Genomic DNA, 23528 nt, shown 5'->3' with positions numbered 1-23528 from the left:
GCAGTCTCAGGCGGCTTGAGCGGCGAGCGGCGCCGCGATCAGCCGGGCGCCGTCATGGCCGGTGACAACCGCCTCGACGATCTCGCCCGGCTGTCCAACGCCAATCGCGGCAAGCGTGAAACCTTCGGTGCGGCCGAGCCCGTCGCGCTCGATCAGGAGCGACTGCCGCGTGCCTGCAAGGGCAGCCAGATGGCGGCGATAGGCGGCCTCGCCGGCGGCACGCAGCCGTGCGGCGCGCTCTTTCACCACCTCGCGGCGCAGTTGCGGCATGCGCGCGGCGGGCGTGCCCTCGCGCGGGCTGAACGGGAAGACGTGAAGATGCGTCAGGCCGCATTCCTCGACGATTTTCTCCGAGTTTTTGAACATCGCTTCGGTCTCGGTCGGGAAGCCGGCAATGATGTCGGCGCCGAAGACGATGCCGGGACGGAGCTTCCGGACCTCCTCGCAGAAGCGGATCGACTGATCGCGCAAATGCCGGCGCTTCATGCGCTTCAGGATCATGTCGTCGCCCGATTGCAGCGACAGATGCAAATGCGGCATCAGCCGCGGCTCGGTGGCAATCGCGTCGAGCAGCTCGTCGTCGGCTTCTATGGAATCGATCGACGACAGCCTCAGACGCTCCACCTCGGGCACTTGGCGCAGGATCGTCTTCACGAGCTTCCCAAGCTTCGGGCTGCCCGGCAGGTCGGCACCGAAACTGGTCATGTCGACGCCGGTGAGCACGATCTCGGCATAGCCGTTGGCTGCGAGACGCTTGACCTGCTCGACCACGGAGCCCATCGGCACCGAGCGCGAATTGCCGCGGCCGTAAGGAATGATGCAGAAGGTGCAGCGATGGTCGCAGCCATTCTGCACCTGCACGAAGGCGCGCGCCCGGCCCTCGATGGCGTCGACCATGTGGCTCGCCGTCTCGCGCACCGAGAAGATATCGTTGACGCGCGCCTTCTCGGTATCGTTGACACCGAAGTCCGGCAGCGCGCGGTAGGAGTTCGCCTTGAGCTTCTCCTCATTGCCGAGCACCAGGTCTACCTCGTCCATGGCGACGAAATTCTGCGGCTCGGTCTGCGCGGCGCAGCCGGTGACGATGATGCGCGCTTCAGGGTTCTCGCGACGGGCCTTGCGGATCGCCTGCTTGGCCTGGCGCACGGCTTCGGCGGTGACGGCGCAGGTGTTGAAGATGACGGCGCCGCCTTCCAGCGCGCCGAGGCCGGCGGTCTCGGCCTCGCGGCGCATCACCTCCGATTCATAGGTGTTGAGGCGGCAGCCGAACGTGACGACGTCGATACCGTTGCCGATAGGCCCTTCGGGCGCCGGGCCCTTTTGAAGAGCGGACATCAGGCGGCGCTTTCCGTGTCGCGGGCCCAGGCGCCGGTCGAAGGGTCGAAGCTGCCGGAAAACTCCCATTCGGCGGCGCCGGTCAAAATGACGTGATCGTCGTCGCGCCACTCGACATTGAGCTCGCCGCCGCCGGGCGTGACCAGCGACACGCTGCGGCCGGTGCGCTTGGTGCGGGCGGCTGCCACCACGGCGGCGCAGGCCGCGGAGCCGCAGGCCTTGGTCAGACCCGCGCCGCGCTCCCAGGTGCGGATGATCATCGTCTCGGGCGAGGTGACCTGAGCGATGGTGATGTTGGCGCGCTCGGGAAAGATCGGATGGTTCTCGAGCAGCGGACCGAATCGGTCGAGCTCGTAGGACCAGACGTCGCGGTCGACCCAGAAGATCGCGTGCGGATTGCCCATCGAGACGACCGAAGGCGAATGCAGCACCGGCGCATCGATCGGGCCGATCTGCAGTTCGATCATGCGAGTGTCGCGGAACTCCTCGGCAAGCGGGATCTCCTGCCAGCCGAAACGCGGCTTGCCCATGTCGACCGAGATCGAGCCGTCGGCATGTTCCTGAGCATTGAGAATGCCGGCGCGGGTTTCGAAGGTGAAGGTCTTTTGGCCGGTCTCGGCCGCAAGCGCCTGCACGACGCAGCGCATGCCATTGCCGCAGGCCTGCGCACCGGTGCCGTCCGAATTCAAGATGTCGACGTAATAAGCAGTGCCGGTCGTGCGCGGATCATGGATCGCCATGATCTGATCGAACTTGGTCGCCGCGTCGGCATTGAGGGCAATCGCCGCGGCTGCCGTCACCTTGTCGGCACGGCCGCGCATATCGGCGACGATGATCTCGTTGCCGATGCCGTTCATCTTGGCGAATGGGGCAGTGCCTGCCATCTAACCGGTCGTTCCAATTCCGTTTGGCGCTATATGGCGGAAACGGGCGGGAATTACCAGTGCAACGCGACTCCCGGCCAGGACGCGGCTCTGGCCTGCCGCGGCGAATATGCGGGCTAAGTCACGGCGAAGACGCCGAGCACGATCAGCAGGAAGATGATCAGCACAATACCGATCAGGATGCGGGCACCTGTGGCGGCGGCGCCGGCCAGCGCGGGCATGCCAAGCAGGCTTGCCGCAGCGGCAACGATAAGAAGGATGATGATCCATTTGATCATGGAAGGCTCCGAGGCGGATTTGCGTTGTGCAACCAACGCGTTTGCCCGGGCTGGGTTCCTTAGCCAGGCGGCGGCACATCCCATGCTTCGCCCGGGCGCATGGCGCGAAAACGCTCCGGCGAAATGCCTTCGGCCGCCAATGCCTCGGCGAGCTTTTGCGCAGGCTCCTCGATCGGTTCGTCGGTGAGCTGAAAGGTGCCCCAGTGGCAGCCGGCAGCATGGACGGCGCCGCACAGCCTCATGCCCTGGACGGCTTCCGCCGGATTCTGGTGCTGCGGGGCCATGAACCAGCGCGGCTCATAGGCGCCGATCGGCAGGATGGCCAGCCGAAACCAGCCATGCTTTTCCGCCATTCGGCGGTAGTTGGTGCCGCCGTGGAAGCCCGTGTCGCCGGCGAAATAGACCTTGCCGCCCGCCGTATCGATGACGAATCCCGCCCAAAGCGCCATGCGGCGGTCGCGCCCGCCACGCGCCGACCAGTGATGCACCGGCTCGATGTGGATGATGCCGTCGCTGGCGACTTCGACGCTGTCGCCCCAATCATGTACCGACACGCGCATGCCGGGCACGGCAGTGCCGATGATCGCATCGTTGCCGAGCGGCGTGATCACCATCGGGTCGTGGCTTTGCTTCAGCCGCTTGAGGGTCGCGAGGTCGAGATGGTCGTAGTGGTTGTGACTGAGCAGCACCAGGTCGATCGGCGGCAAGTCGGAAAAGGCGATGCCCGGCGCGTTGACCCGCTTCGGTCCGGCGAAGCCGAAAGGCGAGGCACGCTCGGACCAAACCGGGTCGGTCAGGATATTCAGGCCGGCTGTCTGGATGAGCAGCGAGGCGTGCCCCACCATGGTGAGCCGAAGCGCGGCGCCTTCGATCCGTTGTTCGGGCTTCGCCTGCGGATATGGGCTCGGCCAGGCCGCCGGCCATTTCGAGCGCCCACCGCTCAATTGCCATTTCAGCAAATCGGTGAAGCGCGCCGGCGGCCTGCCGTTGGGATTGAAAAAGAGGCTGCCGTCGAAATGATCGCTGAGTGGGCCGCTATAGTAGCGGTTGGCTGCTCTTGTTCCTGCGGCCATCGTTTCTCCGCCCACTCCCTGTCGCTTGTCCTGAAATAAGGACGCCGCCGCCTGGCGCAAGCATTTTGCTGGGGAATGCCAAGGGCCAACGGTCGGCTTCGACTAGGATCGACGGTGTGGAGGGACAAGACCGTGGCCAAGAAACGGACCGGGACACCGTGGATGAAGGCCGAGGATTTCGGCCGCTCGCTGCCGCATGGGCTGGGCGTCAACTTGCTTGTCACCGACTTGGCGGCGATGGAGGCTTTCTGCCGCGATGTGCTAGGCGCGCGCATCATCTATGCCGACGAGGATTTCGCGGCCATCGAGCTGCTCGGCTCGATCTTCATGCTGCATGCCGACCATTCCTATCTCGACAATCCGATGACCGGCGTCTTTGCCGGAGCCGAAACGCGTGGCGCCGGCATCGAGCTGCGCCTCTATGGCGCCGATCCGGATGCGGTCGAAAAAAAGGCCGCAGCACTCGGCCACATCGTGCTGGCCGGCTCGATCGACAAGCCGCATGGCTTGCGCGAATGCTATATCGGTTGGTCCGGACGGGTATGTCTTCGTGCCCAGCGCGCGGCTGCAAGCCTGAAACTTCAATACGTTACGGTCCAACTTCTCGATTGGGGCCGCGGTGAGCAAGGCCGTCGCGACAAATTTGCAACACCAGCTCCGAAAACCCTATTTTAACCATATCGGGTTGAAATTCTGCCACCTTCGCCATCTTGGTGAAGCGAGTGTTTACGCGGACGGCGCCCCCCACCGGATCCGACGGAGGTTGGAATGATTTTTTCGAAGACTGGCCTTTTGGCCGTATCGCTGGCCGCGCTCGTTGCGAGCGGCTGCTCGACCTCGCGCTTCTCAACGATGGACGATCAGCAGCCGGCGCCGCTCACGCCGGCGCCCTCCGGCACGGTGACGCAGAACCAGCTGCCGCCGCCGGCTGCTCCGGGCACCACCGACCCGTCGCAATTCCCCACCGCGCCGAAGAACAGTCAGATGGCTTCGCTGCCGCCGGACGGTTCGGCGCCCACGGGCGCCGCGGACCTGACCGCGGCCAGCGTCGCCGGCGTCTGGAATGTCAGTGTCTCCGGCCAGAGCTGCAAGGTGGCGACGCCGCAGACCAAGTTCGGCGCCGGCTACCGCGCCGGTCCGCTGCATTGCCCGGCTCCGATCGACGGCATCAAGTCGTGGAATGTCGCCGGCAAGCAGCTGACGCTCTACGACGAAAACGGCGGCACGCTGGCCAGGCTCTATTCCTCCGGCGGCGAAAAGTTCGACGGCCAGACTTCCAACGGCCAGCCGATCTCGCTTACAAGGTAGGGCGGACCCTCCCCTATTGTTTCACGCAGTTTCGGATGGCAAGCCGCTTTCCGAAATTGCCCGAGAACGACGTGACCTATGCACCTGCGTGACGGCCTTCAGACGCATGCGACCGTCAGGCAGCGCTACGACCATCTGGTGGAAACCGGCGTGGTCGAACGCGATCCGGCGCAAGAGCGCGTCGTCGCCGCGCTCGACCGGCTGACCGACGAGATCTCCGCAAAAAGGCTGGCGCAGAAATCGAGCGCGCTGGGCTGGCTGTTTGCGCGCAGCAACAAGCCGCGCGAGGCTGTCAAGGGCCTTTACATCCATGGCGGCGTCGGGCGCGGCAAGACGATGCTGATGGACATGTTCTTCGATCTCCTGCCGGTCAGGCGAAAGCGCCGCGTCCATTTCAACGATTTCATGGCCGACGTGCAGGACCGCATCCAAAAACACCGGGCGGCGCGCAAGACCGGCGATGTCAAGGAAGACGATCCGATCCCGCCGGTGGCGCGGGCGCTGGCCGAGGAGGCTTGGGTGCTGTGCTTCGACGAGTTTTCGGTCACCGACATTGCCGATGCCATGATCCTGTCGCGCCTGTTCTCGGCGCTGTTTTCCAAAGGCGTCGTGCTGGTCGCCACCTCCAACGTCGGGCCTCATGACCTTTATCGAGACGGCCTCAACCGGCAGCTTTTCCTGCCCTTCATCGGCCTGCTCGAACGCCATGCGCATGTGCTGACGCTGGATGCCGAAAAGGACTACCGGCAGGAAAAGCTCAACCGCTTGCCAATCTATGTCACGCCGGCCGACGCCGCGGCCGACCGCGCGCTGGACGACGCTTGGAAGACGATGACACATGGCAGGCCGACCGAGGCGATGACACTGACGCTGAAAGGGCGTCAGCTCGTGGTGCCGCGCGCTGCCGGCGATGCCGCCCGTTTCTCCTTCGCCGATCTCTGCGAAAAGCCGCTCGGCGCGCGCGACTATCTGGCGATCGCCGACCGCTTCTCGACCGTCTTCATCGACCATGTGCCGGTGCTCGGCGAAGGCAAGCGCAACGAAGCCAAGCGTTTTATTCTGCTCATCGACACGCTTTACGACCACCACATGCGGCTGGTGATGAGCGCCGCGGTGCCCCCCGAAGGGCTTTACACCGCCAGGCGCGGCACGGAAGTCTTCGAATTCGAGCGCACCGCCTCGCGGCTGATCGAAATGCAGAGCCGCGACTGGCTGGAAGGCTGGGCGGAGAGGCGGCAAGTCGGGTCGGAGCCCGCGGAGGCGCGGCAGGCGTGAGCGTAGCCGCGTCCAGTCCTCATCCTAGGGCGGAGCGACGCGCGGAGCCAAGACCTGGGATGAGCAAGCGATATGCGCTTCGTCGCTTGAATGCGCACCTCCCGAACCGCTCAGCCGCCCCCCTTGCCTCTGTTCGCCCCCTCCTAAAATCACAACGGCGTCATCGCCGGGATGAAAGCCTTCTGATTTCATCGTTTATTGTGTAAATTCTGTTCAGTTGGCTCGAAAAATTTGACGTTTACGTAATTCCCAATGCATCTAACCGATTGAAAACACTAGGCTCAAAATAACCGTTTGAATTTTCTCCATGCCGGGGCTATTGGGTTCGGCGAAATCCCGCGGTTTCCCGCATTCCTTCCGGCCCCCGGCCCCCGTCACGGCACCGTCACAGACAAAGGGAAAACATCCTGACATGGCACGCAACAAGATAGCGCTCATCGGCTCGGGCATGATCGGCGGCACGCTCGCCCATATGATCGGCCTGAAGGATCTCGGCGACGTGGTGCTGTTCGACATCGCCGAGGGCATTCCGCAGGGCAAGGGTCTCGACATCGCCCAGTCCTCGCCGGTCGACGGATTCGACTCCAGACTGACAGGCGTCAACGACTATGCCGGCATCGAGGGCGCGGATGTCTGCATCGTCACCGCCGGCGTCCCGCGCAAGCCTGGCATGAGCCGCGACGATCTTCTCGGCATCAATCTCAAGGTCATGGAACAGGTCGGCGCGGGTCTCAAGAAATACGCGCCGAAGGCGTTCGTCATCTGCATCACCAACCCGCTCGATGCCATGGTCTGGGCGCTGCAGAAGTTTTCGGGCCTGCCGACCAGCCATGTCGTCGGCATGGCCGGCGTGCTGGACAGCGCCCGCTTCCGCTACTTCCTGGCGGAAGAGTTCAAGGTCTCGGTCGAGGACGTCACCGCCTTCGTGCTCGGCGGCCATGGCGACTCGATGGTGCCGATGATCCGCTATTCGACCGTGTCGGGGATCCCGCTGCCCGACCTCGTCAAGATGGGCTGGACCTCCAAGGAGAAGCTCGACCAGATCGTGCAGCGCACCCGCGACGGCGGCGCCGAGATCGTCGGCCTCTTGAAGACCGGCTCAGCCTATTACGCGCCGGCGGCCTCGGCCATCGCGATGGCGGAATCGTACCTGAAAGACAAGAAGCGCGTGCTGCCCTGCGCGGCGCACCTGTCCGGTCAGTACGGCGTCAAGGGGACCTATGTCGGCGTCCCGGTGGTGATCGGCGCCGGCGGTGTCGAGCGCGTCATCGAGATCGACCTCTCCAAGGCCGAGCAGAAGATGTTCGACAATTCGGTGGCGGCCGTGCAGGGCCTCACCGAGGCCTGCACCAAGATCGCCCCGCATCTCGCCGGCAAGTAATCGTCCCTCTCCGGAGACCAAGCGCATGAACATCCATGAATATCAGGCCAAGGCGCTGCTGAAGTCGTTCGGCGCGCCCGTCGCAAGCGGCGTCCCGGTGTTCAAGGCAAGCGAGGCGGAAGCCGCCGCCAAGACGCTGCCCGGCCCGCTCTATGTGGTGAAGAGCCAGATCCATGCCGGCGGTCGCGGCAAGGGCAAGTTCAAGGAACTGCCTGCCGACGCCAAGGGCGGCGTTCGACTGGCGAAGTCGGCGGCGGAAGTGGTCGCCAACGCCAACGAAATGCTCGGTCATACGCTGGTCACCAAGCAGACCGGACCCGCCGGCAAGCAGGTCAATCGCCTCTATATCGAGGACGGCGCCGATATCGACCGTGAGCTCTATCTGTCGGTCCTGGTCGACCGTTCCGTCGGGCGCATCGCCTTCGTCGTCTCGACCGAGGGCGGCATGGATATCGAGGCGGTCGCGCATGATACGCCGGAGAAGATCCTCACCGTCGCCATCGATCCGGAAAAGGGCGTGACGGCCGATGATGTGAAGAAGCTCAACGCCGCGCTGAAGCTCGACGGCGATGCGGCGCAAGACGGCGGCACGCTGTTCCCGCTGCTCTACAGGGCCTTCGTCGAGAAGGACATGAGCCTGCTCGAGGTCAATCCGCTGATCGTCATGAAGAACGGCCGGCTGCGCGTGCTGGACGCCAAGGTGTCGTTCGACAACAACGCTCTCTTCCGCCATCCCGACGTGATGGAGCTGCGCGACACCACCGAAGAGGACGAGAAGGAGATCGAGGCGTCGAAATACGACCTCGCCTATGTCGCGCTCGACGGCAATATCGGCTGCATGGTCAACGGCGCCGGCCTCGCCATGGCGACGATGGACATCATCAAGCTCTACGGCGCCGAGCCGGCCAACTTCCTCGATGTCGGCGGCGGTGCCTCGAAGGAGAAGGTGACGGCGGCCTTCAAGATCATCACCAAGGATCCGGCGGTCGAAGGCATCCTGATCAACATCTTCGGCGGCATCATGAAGTGCGATGTCATCGCCGAGGGCGTGATCGCCGCGGTCAAGGAAGTCGGGCTGAAGGTGCCGCTGGTCGTGCGGCTGGAAGGCACTAATGCCGAGCTCGGCAAGAAGATCATCAACGAAAGCGGCTTGAACGTCGTCTCGGCAGACGATCTCGACGACGCGGCCAAGAAGATCGTCAAGGCGGTGAAGGGCTAAAGCGGATGCCTCCGCGCAAGATAAACTTGGTCGAGGCGGCGGATGCGAAGATCGCCAAGGTCTTCGATCCGCACATCGCCGGCGACGTCAACGACAGCCAAGCCAAGGTCGCCAAGTTCGGCGAGGTTTTCGACTGGCACGCGCATGATGACGAGGACGAGGCCTTCCTCGTGCTGCGCGGCAAGATCGCCATCGATTTCCGCGATGGACCGGTCGAGCTCGGCGAGGGCGATTTCATTGTCGTGCCGCGCGGCGTCGAGCATCGGCCGCGGTCGCTGACGGTCGAGCCGGTGGTGCTTATGTTCGAGCCGGCAACGACTCTGAACACCGGCAATGCCCAAAGCGACCTCACCGTCGCCGATCTGAAGCGGCTCTGAACCAATGAACGCGACGCCTTTCTCATCGCTTTCGGCCGGTCACCAGCGCCTGCAGGCGCTGGTCGGCGCGTGGCGTGGCGAGGAAGATGTCGCGGCGACGCAATGGACCGATGCCGGCGCCGCGACTTCGGAAGTGCTTGCGGACGCGCAGTTCGGCGGCCAGTTCGTGGTCCAGCGCTACCGCCAGCGCCGCGACGGCACGATCTCGTTCGGCGCGCACAATGTGTTCGGCTTCGACCAGCCGAACGACGTCGTCACCATGCATCAGTTCGACTCGATGGGCTTTGTGCCGGCCTCACCGGCTACGGGCACATGGAACGGCAACGAGCTTGTGCTGGAACGGTCGTCGCCGCGCGGCTCGGCTCGCGTGACTTACAGCTTTGACGGCACTGATACTTACCGCATGCGATTGCACTACAAGCCCGCCGGCAGCGACGCCTGGCAAGACATGGTGAGCGGCCTCTACCGGCGCGTTTCGCCTTCCTCGATCAACGGTTTTTAGAAAAGGGCCGCGATGTCCATTCTCGTCGACAAGAATACCAAGGTGCTGGTGCAGGGCCTGACCGGCAAGACCGGCACCTTCCATACCGAGCAGGCGCTGGCCTATCACGGCACCAAGATGGTTGGCGGCGTCCATCCCAAGAAGGGCGGCGAGACCTGGACCGGCGCGAAGGGCGAGACCCTGCCGATCTTCGCCACCGTCGCCGAGGGCAAGAACAAGACCGGCGCCAACGCCTCCGTCATCTATGTGCCGCCGGCAGGCGCGGGCGATGCGATCATCGAGGCGATCGAGGCCGAGATCCCGCTGATCGTTTGCATCACCGAAGGCATCCCGGTTATGGACATGGTCAAGGTCAAGGCGCGGCTCGACCGTTCCTCCTCGCGGCTCATCGGCCCGAACTGTCCGGGCGTGTTGACCCCCAACGAATGCAAGATCGGCATCATGCCCGGCAACATCTTCCGCAAGGGCTCGGTCGGCGTTGTTTCCCGCTCGGGAACGCTTACCTATGAAGCGGTCTTCCAGACCAGCAATGTCGGCCTCGGCCAGACCACTGCTGTCGGCATCGGCGGCGACCCGGTCAAGGGCACCGAGTTCATCGACGTGCTCGAGATGTTCCTCGCCGACGACGAGACCAAGTCGATCATCATGATCGGCGAGATCGGCGGCTCGGCCGAGGAGGACGCCGCGCAGTTCTTGAAGGACGAGGCAAAGCGCGGCCGCAAGAAACCGATGGCGGGCTTCATCGCCGGGCGCACGGCGCCCGCTGGCCGCACCATGGGCCATGCGGGCGCGGTGATCTCCGGCGGCAAGGGCGGCGCGGAAGACAAGATCGCGGCGATGGAATCGGCCGGTATCAAGGTTTCGCCGTCACCGGCGCGGCTCGGCACGACGCTGGTCGAGGCGATCAAGGGTTAAGGGAGTAGGGGAGTAAGGGAATAGGGCAGCAGGGAAGATCAGTGGCAAAAAGGCCCTACTCCCCTACTGCCTTACTCCCCTACTCCCTTCCATAAAAGGAGACGGAGCCAGGCTCCGCAGACGAAAATGGCAAGACAAGATCAGGCCAACGACCAATTCTCGCTCACCTCGTTCCTTTATGGCGGCAATGCCGACTATATCGACGCGCTCTATGTCGCCTATGAGGACAACCCCGGCTCCGTCGATCCGGAATGGCAGGACTTCTTCGCCGCGCTGAAGGACGATGCGGGCGACGTGCGCAAGAACGCCAAGGGCGCTTCCTGGGCGAAGCCTTCCTGGCCGATGCAGGCCAATGGCGAGCTGGTTTCGGCGCTCGACGGCAATTGGGGCCTGGTCGAAAAGCACATCGAAAAGAAGGTGAAGGAAAAGGCGGTCGTCAACGGCGCGGCCCTTTCCGATGCGGACGTTCACCAGGCGACGCGCGATTCCGTGCGTGCCATCATGATGATCCGCGCCTTTCGCATGCGCGGCCACCTGCACGCCAATCTCGACCCGCTGGGCATCGCCAAGCCGCTCGAGGACTATAACGAGCTGTCGCCGGAGAATTACGGCTTCACCGAAGCCGACTACGACCGGCCGATCTTCCTCGACAATGTGCTGGGGCTCGAGTTCGGCACCATCCGGCAGATGCTGGATATCCTCACCCGCACCTATTGCTCGACGCTCGGCGTCGAGTTCATGCACATCTCCGACCCTGAGGAAAAGGCTTGGATCCAGGCGCGCATCGAGGGCGCCGACAAGGAGATCACCTTCACCGCCACCGGCAAGAAGGCGATCCTGTCGAAACTGGTCGAGGCCGAAGGCTTCGAGCAATTTATCGACGTCAAGTACAAGGGCACCAAGCGCTTCGGCCTCGACGGCGGCGAGTCGCTGATCCCGGCGCTGGAGCAGATCATCAAGCGCGGCGGCCAGCTCGGCCTGAAGGAGGCCGTGCTCGGCATGGCCCATCGCGGCCGCCTCAACGTGCTTTCGCAGGTGATGGCCAAGCCGCACCGCGCTATCTTCCACGAGTTCAAGGGCGGCTCGGCCGCTCCCGACGACGTCGAGGGCTCGGGCGACGTGAAATACCATCTCGGCGCCTCGTCGGACCGCGAGTTCGACGGCAACAAGGTGCACCTGTCGCTGACGGCCAACCCCTCGCACCTGGAAATCGTCGACCCGGTGGTGATGGGCAAGGCCCGCGCCAAGCAGGACCAGCTCGCCGGCCGCGAGCGCGGCGAGATCGTGCCGCTGTCCGAGCGCGCCAAGGTGATGCCGCTGCTGCTGCATGGCGACGCAGCGTTCGCCGGCCAGGGCGTGATCGCGGAGATGTTCGGGCTCTCCGGCCTGCGCGGCCACCGCGTCGCCGGCACGCTGCACTTCATCATCAACAACCAGATCGGCTTCACCACCAATCCGCGCTTCTCGCGTTCCTCGCCCTATCCGTCGGATGTGGCCAAGATGATCGAAGCGCCGATCTTCCACGTCAACGGCGACGATCCGGAAGCGGTGGTGCATGCCGCGAAGGTGGCGACGGAATTCCGCATGAAGTTCCACAAGCCGGTGGTGGTGGACATGTTCTGCTACCGCCGCTTCGGCCACAATGAAGGCGACGAGCCGTCCTTCACGCAGCCGATCATGTACCGCAACATCCGCAGCCATAAGACGGTTGTGCAGGTCTATGCCGACCGGCTGATCGCCGAGGGTCACATCACCCAGGCCGAGGTCGACAAGATGCGGGCCGACTGGCGCGCGCATCTGGAACAGGAGTGGGAAGTCGGCCAGTCCTACAAGCCGAACAAGGCCGACTGGCTGGACGGCGCCTGGTCCGGCCTGCGCACGGCCGACAACCAGGACGAACAGCGGCGCGGCAAGACCGCGGTGCCGGTCCGCACGCTGAAGGAAATCGGCAAGAAGCTGACCGAGGTGCCGAAGGATTTCGAGGCGCACAAGACGATCCTGCGCTTCCTCGAAAACCGCCGCCAGGCGATCGAATCCGGCGACGGCATCGACTGGTCGACCGCCGAGGCGCTGGCATTCGGCGCCATCCTGCTCGACGGCAATCCGATCCGGCTCTCCGGCCAGGATTCGGAGCGCGGCACCTTCTCGCAGCGCCATTCCGTGCTCTACGACCAGCGCGACGAGACGCGCTACATTCCACTCAACAATCTGTCGGCGGCGCAGGCCGGCTACGAAGTCATCAACTCGATGCTCTCGGAAGAGGCGGTGCTCGGCTTCGAATATGGCTACAGCCTCGCCGAGCCCAAGGCGTTGACTCTTTGGGAAGCGCAGTTCGGCGATTTCGCCAACGGCGCCCAGGTGGTGTTCGACCAATTCATCTCGTCCGGCGAGCGCAAGTGGTTGAGAATGTCGGGCCTCGTCTGCCTCCTGCCGCACGGCTATGAAGGCCAGGGGCCGGAGCATTCCTCGGCCCGTCTCGAACGCTTCCTGCAGCTCTGCGCCGAGGACAACATGCAGGTGGCGAACGTCACGACGCCGGCTAACTATTTCCACATCCTGCGCCGGCAGTTGAAGCGCGACTTCCGCAAGCCGCTGATCCTGATGACACCGAAGTCGCTGCTGCGCCACAAGCGGGCGGTCTCGACGCTGTCGGAGATGGCGGGCGAAAGCTCGTTCCACCGGCTGTTGTGGGACGATGCGCAGCTCTTGGCCGACCAGCCGATCAAGCTGGTGAAGGATTCCAAGATCCGCCGCGTCGTGCTCTGCTCCGGCAAGGTCTATTACGACCTCTATGAGGAGCGCGAGAAGCGCGGCATCACCGACATCTACCTGCTGCGCGTCGAGCAGCTCTACCCGTTCCCGGCCAAGGCGCTGATCACCGAGCTGTCGCGTTTCCGCAACGCCGAGATGGTGTGGTGCCAGGAGGAGCCCAAGAATATGGGCGCCTGGTCGTTCATCGATCCTTATCTCGAATGGGTGCTGGCGCATATCGACGCCAAGCATCAGCGGGTGCGCTATACCGGCCGGCCGGCCTCGGCCTCGCCGGCCACCGGGCTGATGTCGAAGCATCTCAGCCAGCTTTCCGCCCTGCTCGACGACGCGCTGGGCGAATAAGCAGACCCGGACCAAACTGACCTCAAGAAGACAAGAGAACGGACAGGCACAATGGCTACCGAAATCCGCGTCCCCACTCTCGGCGAATCCGTCACCGAGGCGACCGTCGGCAAGTGGTTCAAGAAGGTCGGCGACGCGATCGCCGCCGACGAACCGCTGGTCGAGCTCGAAACCGACAAGGTGACGGTGGAGGTGCCCGCCGCGGGCGCCGGGACGCTCTCCGAGATCACCGTCAAGGAAGGCGAGACGGTCAATGTCGGGGCGCTGCTCGGCTCGATTTCGGCCGGCGGCGCAGCCGCCGCTCCCGCCACCAAGCCGCAGGCGGTGGCGCAGGCCTCAAGTCCGGACGCCGCATCCACGACCAAGCAGGCCGCCGCCGAAACCGCCAAGATGGCCGGCGACGCGGGCCCGGTCGAGCCGCGCACCATGCCGCCGGCGCCGGCCGCGGCCAAACTGATCGCCGAGCACAATCTCTCGGTCGAGCAACTGACGGGCTCCGGCAAGCGCGGCCAGGTGCTGAAGGGCGACGTGCTCGATGCCATCGCCAAGGGCGCGCCATCGCAGCCGGCCGAGACGCCGAAAGCGGCTCCTGCTCCTGCTCTCGCACCGGTCGCGGCCCGCGCGCCGTCGACGGCCGACGATGCTTCGCGCGAGGAGCGCGTGCGCATGACCAAGCTGCGCCAGACCATCGCGCGCCGGCTCAAGGAGGCGCAGTCGACGGCCGCCATGCTCACCACCTTCAACGAGGTCGACATGAGCGCGGTGATGGCGCTGAGGGCCAAGTACAAGGACGTGTTCGAAAAGAAGCATGGCGTGAAGCTCGGCTTCATGGGCTTCTTCACCAAGGCCGTCACGCATGCGCTTAAGGAGATCCCGGCGGTCAACGCCGAGATCGACGGCGCCGACATCATCTATAAGAACTTTGCCCATGTCGGCGTCGCCGTCGGCACCGACAAGGGCCTGGTGGTCCCGGTCGTGCGCGATGCCGACCAGATGTCCATCGCCGAGATCGAGAAGGAGATCGGCCGGCTGGGCCTCGCCGCGCGCGACGGCAAGCTTTCGGTTGCCGACATGCAGGGCGGCACCTTTACGATCTCCAACGGCGGCGTCTACGGATCGCTGATGTCGACGCCGATCCTGAATGCGCCGCAGTCCGGTATCCTCGGCATGCACAAGATCCAGGAGCGGCCGGTGGTGGTCGGCGGCCAGATCGTCATCCGGCCGATGATGTATCTGGCGCTGAGCTACGACCACCGCATCGTCGACGGCAAGGAAGCGGTGACCTTCCTGGTGCGCGTCAAGGAAAGCCTGGAGGATCCCGAGCGGCTGGTGCTCGATCTCTGAGGTGGAGCATGAAGGCTCGCGGGCGGGGCGGCGAGTGAAGGCCCGTTGGCTCAGCACCGCGAGGCCGGTCGCGCTTGCCGCCGGTGCGGCTCTCGTAGCAGCCGATGCCCAGGCCGCCTGCCCGATCCAGCTCGCCGTCTATGGCGAGGCGAAAAGCGGGGCCGAGATCGATTTCAGCCCGACGGCTACCTCGGCGACGATCGCCAACACATTCCGCATGATACTCGACAACAATACCGTGCTCGATGGCATCGCCATGTGGACCGAGGGCTCCGCCGGGCGGCCGCATGGCTCGCTGATGTACAAATGCCCGACCGGCGACGTCACCGGCGAGGAGCTCGCCGCCTGCACGGTCTGGGAAGGCGTGATCTATAGCGCCGATGAGAAGGGCGTCGTGGGTCTGCTGCCGTCCGAGGGCGCGGATGCGCCGAAGAGCCTGATCTTTCCCGATCTCGGACCGTCCCTCGAAATGTCAGCCGCTTACGGTCCGGCGGGCTTCTCAAAAGTACCGTGGGACGTCTTTGCCCTGAAAGGCTGCCAGGAATGAATGCCGACAAGAAGACGCTGCTGGTCACCGGCGGCAGCCGCGGCATCGGCGCCGCGATCTGCCGGCAGGCCAGTCGGGCCGGCTATGGGGTGGCGATCAACTATGTCTCCAACCGGGCCGCCGCCGATGCGCTCGCCGCCGAGCTCGAAGCCGCGGGCGGCGAGGCCTTCGCGGTCAGGGGCGATGTCGGCAACGAGGCCGATGTCATCGCGATGTTCGAAGCGGTGGATCGGGCCTTCGGCCGGCTCGACGCCTTCGTCAACAATGCCGGCATCGTCGACGTCAAGGCGCGTGTCGACGAGATGAGCGCCGAGCGGGTCGAGCGCATGATGCGCATCAACGTCGTCGGCTCCTTCCTCTGCGCCCGCGAGGCTGTCAAGCGCATGTCGACCCGTCACGGCGGCAAGGGCGGCGCCATCGTCAATCTGTCCTCGGCGGCGGCACGACTGGGCTCGCCCGGCGAATATATCGACTACGCCGCTTCCAAGGGCGGGATCGACACGCTGACCGTTGGTCTGGCGCGCGAGGTGGCGCTGGAAGGCATCCGCGTCAATGCCGTCAGCCCAGGCATCACCGAAACCGACATCCATGCCTCCGGCGGCCAGCCCGAGCGCGTGGCGCGGATGCAGGATCTGCTGCCGATGAAGCGCGCGGGCACGGCCGACGAGGTCGCGAGCGCGGTTCTCTACCTTTTGTCGGACGCGGCCTCCTATATAACGGGCGCGATCCTGAATGTGAGCGGCGGCCGCTGAAGGCCAGACCAGAAGGACACCATCATGGCTTATGACGTCGTAATCATCGGATCGGGACCGGGCGGCTATGTCTGCGCCATCAAGGCGGCACAGCTCGGCCTGAAGACGGCGGTGGTCGAGAAGAACGCCACCTTCGGCGGCACCTGCCTCAATATCGGCTGCATCCCGTCGAAAGCCCTGCTCCACGCCTCCGAGATGTTCGCCGAAGCCGGTCATGCCTTCGGTATGCTCGGCATCGAGGTCGGCGCGCCAAAACTCAATCTGAAGAAGATGCTGGCGCATAAGGATGCGACCGTGGCCTCCAACGTCAACGGCGTCGCTTTTCTCTTCAAGAAGAACAAGATCGACTCTTTCCGCGGCACCGGCAAGGTGATCGGCGCCGGTAAGGTGTCGGTCACCGGCGAGGACGGCAAGGTCGAGGAGATCGAGACCAAGAACATCGTCATCGCCACCGGTTCCGACGTCGCCGGCATTCCGGGTGTCAAGGTCGACTTCGACGAGAAGGTGATCGTATCTTCGACCGGCGCGCTGTCGCTTGCCAAGGTGCCGGGCAGTCTTGTGGTGGTCGGCGGCGGCGTCATCGGGCTCGAGCTCGGCTCGGTCTGGGCCAGGCTCGGCGCCAAGGTCACCGTCGTCGAGTTCCTCGACACCATCCTCGGCGGCATGGATGGCGAGGTCTCGAAGCAATTCCAGCGGCTGCTGTCCAAGCAAGGGTTCGAATTCAAGCTCGGCGCCAAGGTCACCGGCGTCGCCAAATCCAAGAAGGGCGCCAGCGTGACGTTCGAGCCGGTCAAGGCCGGCGCGGCGGAAACGATCGAGGCCGATGTCGTGCTGGTCGCGACCGGACGCCGCCCCTATGTCGACAGCCTTGGATTGAAAGAAGCCGGCGTCGAGATGGACGAGCGCGGCCGGGTCAAGACCGACGGGCATCTGAGGACCAACGTGCCCGGCATCTATGCCATCGGCGACGTCATTGCCGGGCCGATGCTGGCGCACAAGGCCGAGGACGAGGGCGTGGCGGTGGCCGAGACGATCGCCGGCCAGGCCGGTCATGTGAACTACGACGTTATCCCGAGCGTCGTCTACACCAGTCCCGAAATCGCCTCGGTCGGCAAGACCGAAGAGGAGCTGAAAAAGGCCGGCATCGACTACAAGGTCGGCAAGTTCCCTTTCAGCGCCAATGGCCGCGCGCGGGCCATGCTGCACACCGACGGCTTCGTGAAGATCCTCGCCGACAAGGCGAGCGACCGCGTGCTCGGCGTTCATATCGTCGGCTTCGGCGCCGGCGAGATGATCCACGAGGCGGCGGTGCTGATGGAGTTCGGCGGCTCCTCGGAAGACCTCGCCCGCACCTGCCACGCCCACCCGACCATGTCGGAGGCGGTCAAGGAAGCGGCATTGGCCACGTTCTTCAAGCCGATCCATATTTAGGTGCTCGTCACGGCCGGCGCCGAACGCCCGAGGATGGCGAAGGTGTAGTTGCTACCAAAACAAAACGGCCCGCCTTTCGGCGGGCCGTTGGTCGTGGAGCTATAGCCTGATCACGGAGACGGCGCAGGTGCCGGAGCCGGGGCAGGCGTCGGAGTCGGCGCGGGCGCCGGGGCTGGCGTCGGAGCTGGAGCAGGCGTTGCGGGCGCAGGTTCAGGCGTTGCAGGCGCCGGGGCCGGCGTCGTCGCGGCCGGCGGCTCGGAAGTCGCCGGGGCGTGCTCGCCGCCGGTTCTGCCAAAAACATAATACGCAACAATGGCCAGGATAATGACAACTAGGGCGATCAGCCACCCGCTGCCGCCACCACCGCCCCTCGAGGGCGGCGTGCTCGACGGGGTGTAGGGGTCGTTAGGGTTCGCCATGAAACGTGTCCTCCTTGGAATGAAAGGCATCAAATAGCAGCCATCAACGCGCGGATCCCCTAATGGGTTTCACGCAGGCGGACGGAAAGCGCTGAAAAACCGGCATTTTCCGCTCCCCAGCCGCCAGACGACTCAGTTGACGGCGGTAACACTATACCCCGCTTTGCGGAAATCTTCGACCAGTCCGTCAGGGCCGGGCAGATGCAGCGCGCCGACCGCCATGAAGGCATTGCCCCTGGCCAGGATAGGCATGGCATGAGCGACCATGACCTTGTTGCGGCTGGTGATCATGGTCTGCTCGAAGGCGGCGTAGCCGGCCTGGTCATCCGCCGTGTCGGGCAGCACGGCGCGAAACAGCGGCCAGAACATGCCGACCTCGCCGCGTTGGTAGAGCACGATCATGGTTTCGTTGACGTCGTTCACCTTGTCGCCGAGCTTCAGCGTCTCGACCAATCCCTTCATGTGGTAGGCGAGCGGCAGCGAAGCCATGGCGCGCAGTTGGTCGACGGCGGTTTCCAACCCCTCGACGTCCTTGCCGGATGCTTTGGCGTCGGCGGCCAGCTTGACGTCCAGCACCGGCGCGCCGGCGCTCTGGCGCGCCACCTCGCAGGCCGGCAGCGCCACCAGGGCCGACAGAATCCACGGCTTCATCTTGGCCACCGTCAGAGGCGGAATGCCGCGTGCGTCAAGCCCCTTGTTCAGCACCGCTGCATCCTGGGGCGACAGCAGCGAGGATAGCGTCGTGTTGTCCGTGAACATCATCAGGCCAGGCTCGGCGGCCATGGCGGCCATCATCTTGGCCTTGTCGAGGGCGTCGGTGGTTTCGATGATGATGGTGTCGGCGCCGTCATAGGCTTTTTGGGCCGCGGCAGGCAGCGTGGTGACGCGCGCGTCCGTCATGTGCATGGTGCCGAAGAGATAGGACGGCTTCTCGCCCGGTTTCTCGAGCTTCCACAACAGCCCCCGGCCGTTCGGAACGGCTGCGGCTTCGGTCTGGACCTTCTTGAAGGCGGCGGGATCGCTCTTTGCAAGACCTGCCAGCAGGTCGCTGCCGCCGCAGGCGGGCGCTTCGGCATGCGCGCGGCCGGCCAGCAGCAGCACAAGCAGAAACGAAAGGAAAAACAGCACGTTGAGCGCTGCGAGCAGCTTCAACGAGACGAGGGCCGCGCGGTCGGCGATGGCGATAACGCGTTTCATGGCAAGCGTCTTACGCGCAAAAAGCGGCAAAACGGTTAATCGAGAGCCGAAATTGTTGTCGACCGGCTCGGATTCCCGGCAGCAGCGTTAGACGAGTCGCCCTGCACCGATGGAAGGCCGTGGCTGATCTGCCGGCAGTTTCGATGATCCCTGAGGTCGAAGCGGCCCAACTGGTTGCTGGATCTGACGGGAGCGATTGCGCCGAAAACGCCGATCCCCTAGATCATGCGACCGGAAAAGCGCTCGGCAGGGGACCCCGTGTGATCATCGACAACGCCGCCTTCGAGCGCTACCGGCGCTCGCCGAACGAAAAAACCACCCTGCTCCGGCTCCTGCTCGGAACGGCGATCGTCGTTCTCTTCTGGCTCGCCGTGACGCTGGTCGTGCTCGTCGCCGGCACCGCCGCCTTCATCGTCTTGCGCCTCCCGGGCCCGGCGACCGGACAGCCGATTCAGGATTTCCTTGCCTCTCCCGCCGGCATCCTCACCGCGCTGGCGTCCTTTCTCGGCATCTGGATCGGTCTTTGGGCCGCGATGCGCTTCGTTCATGGCGAGCCGCTCTCGGCGCTGATCGGCCCAGACCGCCGCATCTCGCGCGGCGGGTTCCTCAAAGGCCTGATCGCGGTTCTGATCACCTCCTTGTTCTCCGAGGTGCTGCTCTATTGGCTGCAGCCGGAGATCGTCCGCGGATCGATCGCCTTCTCGTCCTGGCTGCTCTCGCTTCTCGCGATCGTGCCGCTCGCCTTTCTGCAGACCTCATCGGAGGAGGCTCTGTTCCGTGGCTATCTGCTGCGTGGCCTCGCCAGCCGCTTTGGCAGCCCGCTGATCTGGGCCGCGCCGCCGGGCCTTCTGTTCACCGCCTTGCATTGGAGCCCGGCCTCGACGCTTGCCATCAATGCCTGCGTGCTGGTCTCGATCGCCGCCTTCGCGCTGCTGCTGACGCTGCTGGTCTATGTGACCGGCAATCTCGGCGCTGCATTCGGCGCCCATCTCGGCAACAACCTGACCGGCTTCCTGCTGATCTCGCACCAGCAGAGCTACAATTCCTTCGCCCTGTTCAACGCCAAGCCGCTGGAAGGCCCCGGCTGGACCAATTGGGACGCCGTTCTCATCGCCGCGATCGGCATCGTAAGCACGCTGCTGACGATGCTCCTGCTTCTGCATCGCCGCTCCCCCCTGACGGTCGGGCCGGACGAGCCATGATCCAAAAAAGCGGAAACCGGTTTCTTGATCGGATCGTGGTCAGGCGGGAAACCGACGGGCTCGCCTGATGCGCATCACGCTGGTGGCGGAACGCACCATTCCCTGCGAAGGCTATGGCGGCACTGAGCGGCAGGTCGACTGGCTGGCAACAGAGCTTTCGCGTCTCGGCCACAAGGTGGTCCTGATCGCCGGTCGCGGCTCGAGCCATCCGCTGTGCGAAGTGCGGCAGGCCTCTTCGGCCGCCGAATGCCGCGCTGCGATCCCGGCCGACACCGACATCGTGCATTTCAATGGCTGGTACATCGAGATTTCGCGGCCGGCGCTCTATACGATGCACGGCTTCGACCCGGAATTCACGCAAAACAGGCCAAACTGGAACTTCGTCAGCGCCAGCCATGCGCGCAACCACGGGCGGGAAACCTTCGTCCACAACGGCTTTCCGGTCGACGCCTATCGGCTGTCCGTCGGCAAGACGGACAGGCTTCTGTTTCTGGCCGGCATCGCCCGCGCCGGCAAGAACCTCAACCGGGCTGTCGATCTCGCCCGTGCCTTCGATTTCCAGCTCGATATCGCCGGCGGCTCGCGCTGGCAGCTCCTGCAGCGCACCAAGGTTCGCCGCCAGGGTGTCTTCTTCAAGAGCCTCGGCCGCCGCTTCCGCTACCACGGCATCGTCGACGGCGACGAGAAGCTGCGCCTGCTGGGAGAGGCCAGAGCTTTTCTCAACCCGATCGCCTGGGAAGAGCCGTTCGGCATGGCGCCGGTCGAAGCGATGCTCTGCGGCACGCCGGTGTTGACGACACGGCGCGGCGCGCTGCCCGAAATCGTCGACGACGCCACCGGACGCCTCTTCGACACCGATGCCGAGTTCGCCAAGGCCTTGGCCGACATCGCCGGCTTGTCGCCTGAGCAGTGCCGCGCATCCGCCGCCGCGCGATTTCCCATCGCGAGGACGGCAAACGGCTATCTCGATCTCTATACGCGCATCCTGGATGGCGAAAAGCTGCCCTGAACCGCCTCTTTTGCTCTTGAAAACCGCCCCAGCCTTGACTCTGCCGCCGATTTGCTGTCTAGACGCGCACGAATTCCGCGACGAGACCCTCTCCGCGAAAGCCGACCAGGACGCCGAAGCCTCTTTGAGGCGAGAGCTGTAAACCGATCCTGGAGGCCAACACCCGGCAGCGCGATGCGCCCCCGGGTGCTTTTTGGCTTTGCGCTTTGGCTTGGCGACCCGGCGCGAACACACTACCTCTCGGTCGAATGAACCGAGATCGAAGGAAGCAAGATGTTTGAATCACTGCAGGAGCGCACAAGAGGCGTGGAGGGCCGCAGGGCCGACAGGGATCGGCATGAATCCAAGGCGCTCTCGCACGGCGGTTTGATCAATGTTTGAGTCCTTACAAGAGCGCCTTGGCTCCATCCTGAACGGCCTGACCGGCCGCGGTGCGCTGTCGGAGGCGGACGTCTCTGCGGCGTTGCGCGAGGTGCGCCGGGCACTGCTTGAGGCCGATGTGGCGCTCGAGGTGGTTCGCTCTTTCACCGACAAGGTGCGCGAGAAGGCGGTCGGCGCCGCGGTGCTGAAGTCGATCAAGCCCGGACAGATGGTCGTCAAGATCGTCCATGACGAGCTGGTCGATATGCTCGGTGCCGAGGGCGTCGCTATCGACCTCAACGCGCCCGCGCCCGTCGTCGTCATGATGGTCGGCCTGCAGGGTTCCGGCAAGACGACGACCTCGGCCAAAATCGCCAAGCGCCTTACGGAGCGTCAGAACAAGAAAATTTTGATGGCCTCGCTCGACACGCGGCGTCCGGCCGCGCAGGAGCAGCTGCGCCAGCTCGGCGAGCAGACCAAGGTCGCCACGCTGCCGATCATCGCCGGCCAAAGCCCGGTCGATATCGCCAAGCGCGCCGTGCAGGCGGCAAAGCTTGGCGGCCACGACGTCGTCATCCTCGACACCGCCGGCCGCACCCATATCGACGAGCCGCTGATGGTCGAGATGGCCGACATCAAAAAGGTGTCGTCGCCGCACGAAATCCTGCTGGTAGCCGACTCGCTGACCGGCCAGGACGCGGTCAACCTGGCGAAAAGCTTCGACGAGCGCGTCGGCATCACCGGCCTGGTGCTGACCCGCATGGACGGCGACGGCCGCGGCGGCGCCGCGCTTTCGATGCGCGCCGTCACCGGCAAGCCGATCAAGCTGATCGGCACCGGCGAAAAGATGGACGGGCTGGAGGAATTCCACCCCAAGCGCATCGCCGACCGCATCCTCGGCATGGGCGACATCGTCAGCCTAGTCGAGAAGGCCGCCGAGACCATCGACGCCGAGCAGGCGGCGGCGATGGCCAAGAAGATGCAGTCGGGCAAGTTCGACCTGAACGACCTTGCCGCGCAGCTTCAGCAGATGTCGAAAATGGGCGGCATGGGCGGCATCATGGGCATGATGCCCGGCATGGGCAAGATGAAGGACCAGTTCGCCGCGGCCGGCTTCGACGACAAGATGTTCCGCCGGCAGCTCGCCATCATCTCCTCGATGACCAAGGCCGAGCGCGCTAACCCCGATATCTTGAAGCACTCGCGCAAGAAGCGCATCGCCGCCGGCTCCGGCACCGACGCGGCCGAGATCAACAAGCTCTTGAAGATGCATCGCGGCATGGCCGACATGATGAAGGCGATGGGCGGCAAGGGCAAAGGCGGCGGCATGATGCGCGGCATGATGGGCGGCCTTGCCTCGAAGATGGGCCTTGGCGGCATGATGCCCGGCGGCGGCATGGCCGACCTTTCCAAGATGGACCCGAAGCAGCTCGAGGCCTTGCAGAAGCAGGCCCAGGCTGCCGGTCTCGGCAAAGGCCTGCCGAGCGGGCTGCCCGGCGGACTTCCCGGGGGCGGGTTGCCGGGCCTGCCCGGCGGCATGAAACTGCCGGGCCTTCCCGGTCTCGGCGGCGGCGGCCTGCCTGGCCTTGGCAAGAAGAAGTGAGGG

The 23528-nt window shown here is 64.8% G+C and carries 21 protein-coding genes; 16 read left to right on the top strand and 5 right to left on the bottom strand.

Annotated features, from left to right (window positions below; genetic code table 11):
* Window positions 1-6: 6 nt before the first annotated feature.
* The 4 genes from mtaB to A9K71_RS05950 form a co-directional block, all read right to left on the bottom strand.
* Complete coding sequence (gene mtaB / locus A9K71_RS05965) at window positions 7-1335, bottom strand: tRNA (N(6)-L-threonylcarbamoyladenosine(37)-C(2))-methylthiotransferase MtaB (protein ID WP_066991733.1); 1329 nt, start codon at window positions 1333-1335, stop codon at window positions 7-9.
* Window positions 1335-2219, bottom strand: coding sequence for a diaminopimelate epimerase (dapF, locus tag A9K71_RS05960; protein ID WP_066991730.1), 885 nt, complete (start codon window positions 2217-2219; stop codon window positions 1335-1337). Before dapF ends, mtaB begins: the two co-directional genes overlap by 1 nt.
* Window positions 2220-2335: 116 nt before the next feature.
* Window positions 2336-2497 carry a DUF1328 family protein gene (locus A9K71_RS05955; RefSeq protein ID WP_066991727.1) on the bottom strand — a complete coding sequence of 54 codons (162 nt, stop codon included), beginning with the start codon at window positions 2495-2497 and terminating at the stop codon, window positions 2336-2338.
* A gap of 59 nt (window positions 2498-2556) precedes the next feature.
* Complete coding sequence (locus tag A9K71_RS05950; protein ID WP_066991724.1) at window positions 2557-3570, bottom strand: MBL fold metallo-hydrolase; 1014 nt, start codon at window positions 3568-3570, stop codon at window positions 2557-2559.
* Between the two features lie 132 nt (window positions 3571-3702).
* On the opposite strand from A9K71_RS05950, the gene A9K71_RS05945 reads away from it, so the two are divergent.
* The 13 genes from A9K71_RS05945 (at window position 3703) to lpdA (ending at window position 17735) form a co-directional block, all read left to right on the top strand.
* A complete protein-coding gene (locus A9K71_RS05945) occupies window positions 3703-4245 on the top strand; it encodes a hypothetical protein (RefSeq protein ID WP_245299535.1) in 543 nt (180 codons plus the stop codon).
* 93 nt (window positions 4246-4338) lie between these two features.
* Window positions 4339-4878: a protease inhibitor Inh/omp19 family protein gene (locus tag A9K71_RS05940; RefSeq protein ID WP_066991721.1), complete on the top strand. Its 540-nt coding sequence runs from the start codon at window positions 4339-4341 to the stop codon at window positions 4876-4878.
* Between the two features lie 78 nt (window positions 4879-4956).
* Window positions 4957-6153 (top strand): cell division protein ZapE, encoded by a 1197-nt coding sequence (gene zapE / locus A9K71_RS05935; RefSeq protein ID WP_066991718.1) that lies wholly within the window; start codon window positions 4957-4959, stop codon window positions 6151-6153.
* Window positions 6154-6565: 412 nt separating this feature from the next.
* A complete protein-coding gene (mdh, locus tag A9K71_RS05930; protein WP_040996351.1) occupies window positions 6566-7534 on the top strand; it encodes a malate dehydrogenase in 969 nt (322 codons plus the stop codon).
* A gap of 25 nt (window positions 7535-7559) precedes the next feature.
* Window positions 7560-8753, top strand: a complete 1194-nt coding sequence (gene sucC, locus A9K71_RS05925) for an ADP-forming succinate--CoA ligase subunit beta (RefSeq protein WP_066991715.1) — start codon at window positions 7560-7562, stop codon at window positions 8751-8753.
* A gap of 5 nt (window positions 8754-8758) precedes the next feature.
* Window positions 8759-9130, top strand: coding sequence for a cupin domain-containing protein (locus A9K71_RS05920; RefSeq protein ID WP_066991712.1), 372 nt, complete (start codon window positions 8759-8761; stop codon window positions 9128-9130).
* 4 nt (window positions 9131-9134) lie between these two features.
* Entirely contained in the window at window positions 9135-9632 is a 498-nt protein-coding gene (locus A9K71_RS05915; protein WP_066991709.1) for a DUF1579 family protein, read from the top strand.
* Window positions 9633-9644: 12 nt separating this feature from the next.
* Complete coding sequence (sucD, locus tag A9K71_RS05910; RefSeq protein ID WP_066991707.1) at window positions 9645-10547, top strand: succinate--CoA ligase subunit alpha; 903 nt, start codon at window positions 9645-9647, stop codon at window positions 10545-10547.
* A gap of 126 nt (window positions 10548-10673) precedes the next feature.
* Entirely contained in the window at window positions 10674-13661 is a 2988-nt protein-coding gene (locus A9K71_RS05905; protein WP_066991705.1) for a 2-oxoglutarate dehydrogenase E1 component, read from the top strand.
* A gap of 51 nt (window positions 13662-13712) precedes the next feature.
* A complete protein-coding gene (gene odhB, locus A9K71_RS05900; protein ID WP_066991701.1) occupies window positions 13713-15005 on the top strand; it encodes a 2-oxoglutarate dehydrogenase complex dihydrolipoyllysine-residue succinyltransferase in 1293 nt (430 codons plus the stop codon).
* Window positions 15006-15129: 124 nt separating this feature from the next.
* On the top strand, window positions 15130-15552 hold the full coding sequence (locus tag A9K71_RS05895) for a hypothetical protein (protein ID WP_245299537.1): 423 nt from the start codon (window positions 15130-15132) through the stop codon (window positions 15550-15552).
* The gene (locus A9K71_RS05890) at window positions 15549-16304 is read left to right on the top strand and encodes an SDR family oxidoreductase (protein ID WP_066991697.1); all 756 of its coding nucleotides are present in this window, start codon (window positions 15549-15551) and stop codon (window positions 16302-16304) included. Before A9K71_RS05895 ends, A9K71_RS05890 begins: the two co-directional genes overlap by 4 nt.
* A gap of 24 nt (window positions 16305-16328) precedes the next feature.
* Window positions 16329-17735 carry a dihydrolipoyl dehydrogenase gene (gene lpdA / locus A9K71_RS05885; protein WP_066991694.1) on the top strand — a complete coding sequence of 469 codons (1407 nt, stop codon included), beginning with the start codon at window positions 16329-16331 and terminating at the stop codon, window positions 17733-17735.
* 551 nt (window positions 17736-18286) lie between these two features.
* On the opposite strand, the gene A9K71_RS05880 is transcribed toward lpdA, so the two are convergent.
* A complete protein-coding gene (locus A9K71_RS05880; protein ID WP_066991919.1) occupies window positions 18287-19351 on the bottom strand; it encodes a TraB/GumN family protein in 1065 nt (354 codons plus the stop codon).
* A 260-nt stretch (window positions 19352-19611) separates the two neighbouring features.
* Between A9K71_RS05880 and A9K71_RS05875 the strand changes: the two genes are divergently transcribed.
* From A9K71_RS05875 to ffh, 3 genes are all read left to right on the top strand, one after another.
* Window positions 19612-20553 (top strand): CPBP family intramembrane glutamic endopeptidase, encoded by a 942-nt coding sequence (locus A9K71_RS05875; protein ID WP_066991691.1) that lies wholly within the window; start codon window positions 19612-19614, stop codon window positions 20551-20553.
* 67 nt (window positions 20554-20620) lie between these two features.
* Window positions 20621-21562, top strand: a complete 942-nt coding sequence (locus tag A9K71_RS05870; protein WP_066991688.1) for a glycosyltransferase — start codon at window positions 20621-20623, stop codon at window positions 21560-21562.
* Between the two features lie 373 nt (window positions 21563-21935).
* The gene (gene ffh / locus A9K71_RS05865) at window positions 21936-23525 is read left to right on the top strand and encodes a signal recognition particle protein (RefSeq protein WP_066991683.1); all 1590 of its coding nucleotides are present in this window, start codon (window positions 21936-21938) and stop codon (window positions 23523-23525) included.
* Window positions 23526-23528 lie beyond the last annotated feature (3 nt).

This window comes from Mesorhizobium sp. WSM3873 (assembly GCF_001672445.1).
In the GTDB taxonomy this organism is placed as follows: domain Bacteria; phylum Pseudomonadota; class Alphaproteobacteria; order Rhizobiales; family Rhizobiaceae; genus Mesorhizobium.
Note: the sequence above shows the minus strand (reverse complement) of the source record. Positions and strands in the feature narration are given on the sequence as shown.

What these genes read in the sequence shown, in the direction of transcription:
- A9K71_RS05915 (WP_066991709.1), top strand. Translation starts at nt 9,135, where the DNA reads ATGAACGCGACGCCTTTCTCATCGCTTTCGGCCGGTCACCAGCGCCTG.
- A9K71_RS05920 (WP_066991712.1), top strand. Translation starts at nt 8,759, where the DNA reads ATGCCTCCGCGCAAGATAAACTTGGTCGAGGCGGCGGATGCGAAGATC.
- sucD (WP_066991707.1), top strand. Translation starts at nt 9,645, where the DNA reads ATGTCCATTCTCGTCGACAAGAATACCAAGGTGCTGGTGCAGGGCCTG.
- zapE (WP_066991718.1), top strand. Translation starts at nt 4,957, where the DNA reads ATGCACCTGCGTGACGGCCTTCAGACGCATGCGACCGTCAGGCAGCGC.
- mdh (WP_040996351.1), top strand. Translation starts at nt 6,566, where the DNA reads ATGGCACGCAACAAGATAGCGCTCATCGGCTCGGGCATGATCGGCGGC.
- A9K71_RS05905 (WP_066991705.1), top strand. Translation starts at nt 10,674, where the DNA reads ATGGCAAGACAAGATCAGGCCAACGACCAATTCTCGCTCACCTCGTTC.
- A9K71_RS05870 (WP_066991688.1), top strand. Translation starts at nt 20,621, where the DNA reads ATGCGCATCACGCTGGTGGCGGAACGCACCATTCCCTGCGAAGGCTAT.
- ffh (WP_066991683.1), top strand. Translation starts at nt 21,936, where the DNA reads ATGTTTGAGTCCTTACAAGAGCGCCTTGGCTCCATCCTGAACGGCCTG.
- odhB (WP_066991701.1), top strand. Translation starts at nt 13,713, where the DNA reads ATGGCTACCGAAATCCGCGTCCCCACTCTCGGCGAATCCGTCACCGAG.
- A9K71_RS05940 (WP_066991721.1), top strand. Translation starts at nt 4,339, where the DNA reads ATGATTTTTTCGAAGACTGGCCTTTTGGCCGTATCGCTGGCCGCGCTC.
- A9K71_RS05950 (WP_066991724.1), bottom strand. Translation starts at nt 3,570, where the DNA reads ATGGCCGCAGGAACAAGAGCAGCCAACCGCTACTATAGCGGCCCACTC.
- sucC (WP_066991715.1), top strand. Translation starts at nt 7,560, where the DNA reads ATGAACATCCATGAATATCAGGCCAAGGCGCTGCTGAAGTCGTTCGGC.
- mtaB (WP_066991733.1), bottom strand. Translation starts at nt 1,335, where the DNA reads ATGTCCGCTCTTCAAAAGGGCCCGGCGCCCGAAGGGCCTATCGGCAAC.
- A9K71_RS05880 (WP_066991919.1), bottom strand. Translation starts at nt 19,351, where the DNA reads ATGAAACGCGTTATCGCCATCGCCGACCGCGCGGCCCTCGTCTCGTTG.
- lpdA (WP_066991694.1), top strand. Translation starts at nt 16,329, where the DNA reads ATGGCTTATGACGTCGTAATCATCGGATCGGGACCGGGCGGCTATGTC.
- dapF (WP_066991730.1), bottom strand. Translation starts at nt 2,219, where the DNA reads ATGGCAGGCACTGCCCCATTCGCCAAGATGAACGGCATCGGCAACGAG.
- A9K71_RS05890 (WP_066991697.1), top strand. Translation starts at nt 15,549, where the DNA reads ATGAATGCCGACAAGAAGACGCTGCTGGTCACCGGCGGCAGCCGCGGC.
- A9K71_RS05955 (WP_066991727.1), bottom strand. Translation starts at nt 2,497, where the DNA reads ATGATCAAATGGATCATCATCCTTCTTATCGTTGCCGCTGCGGCAAGC.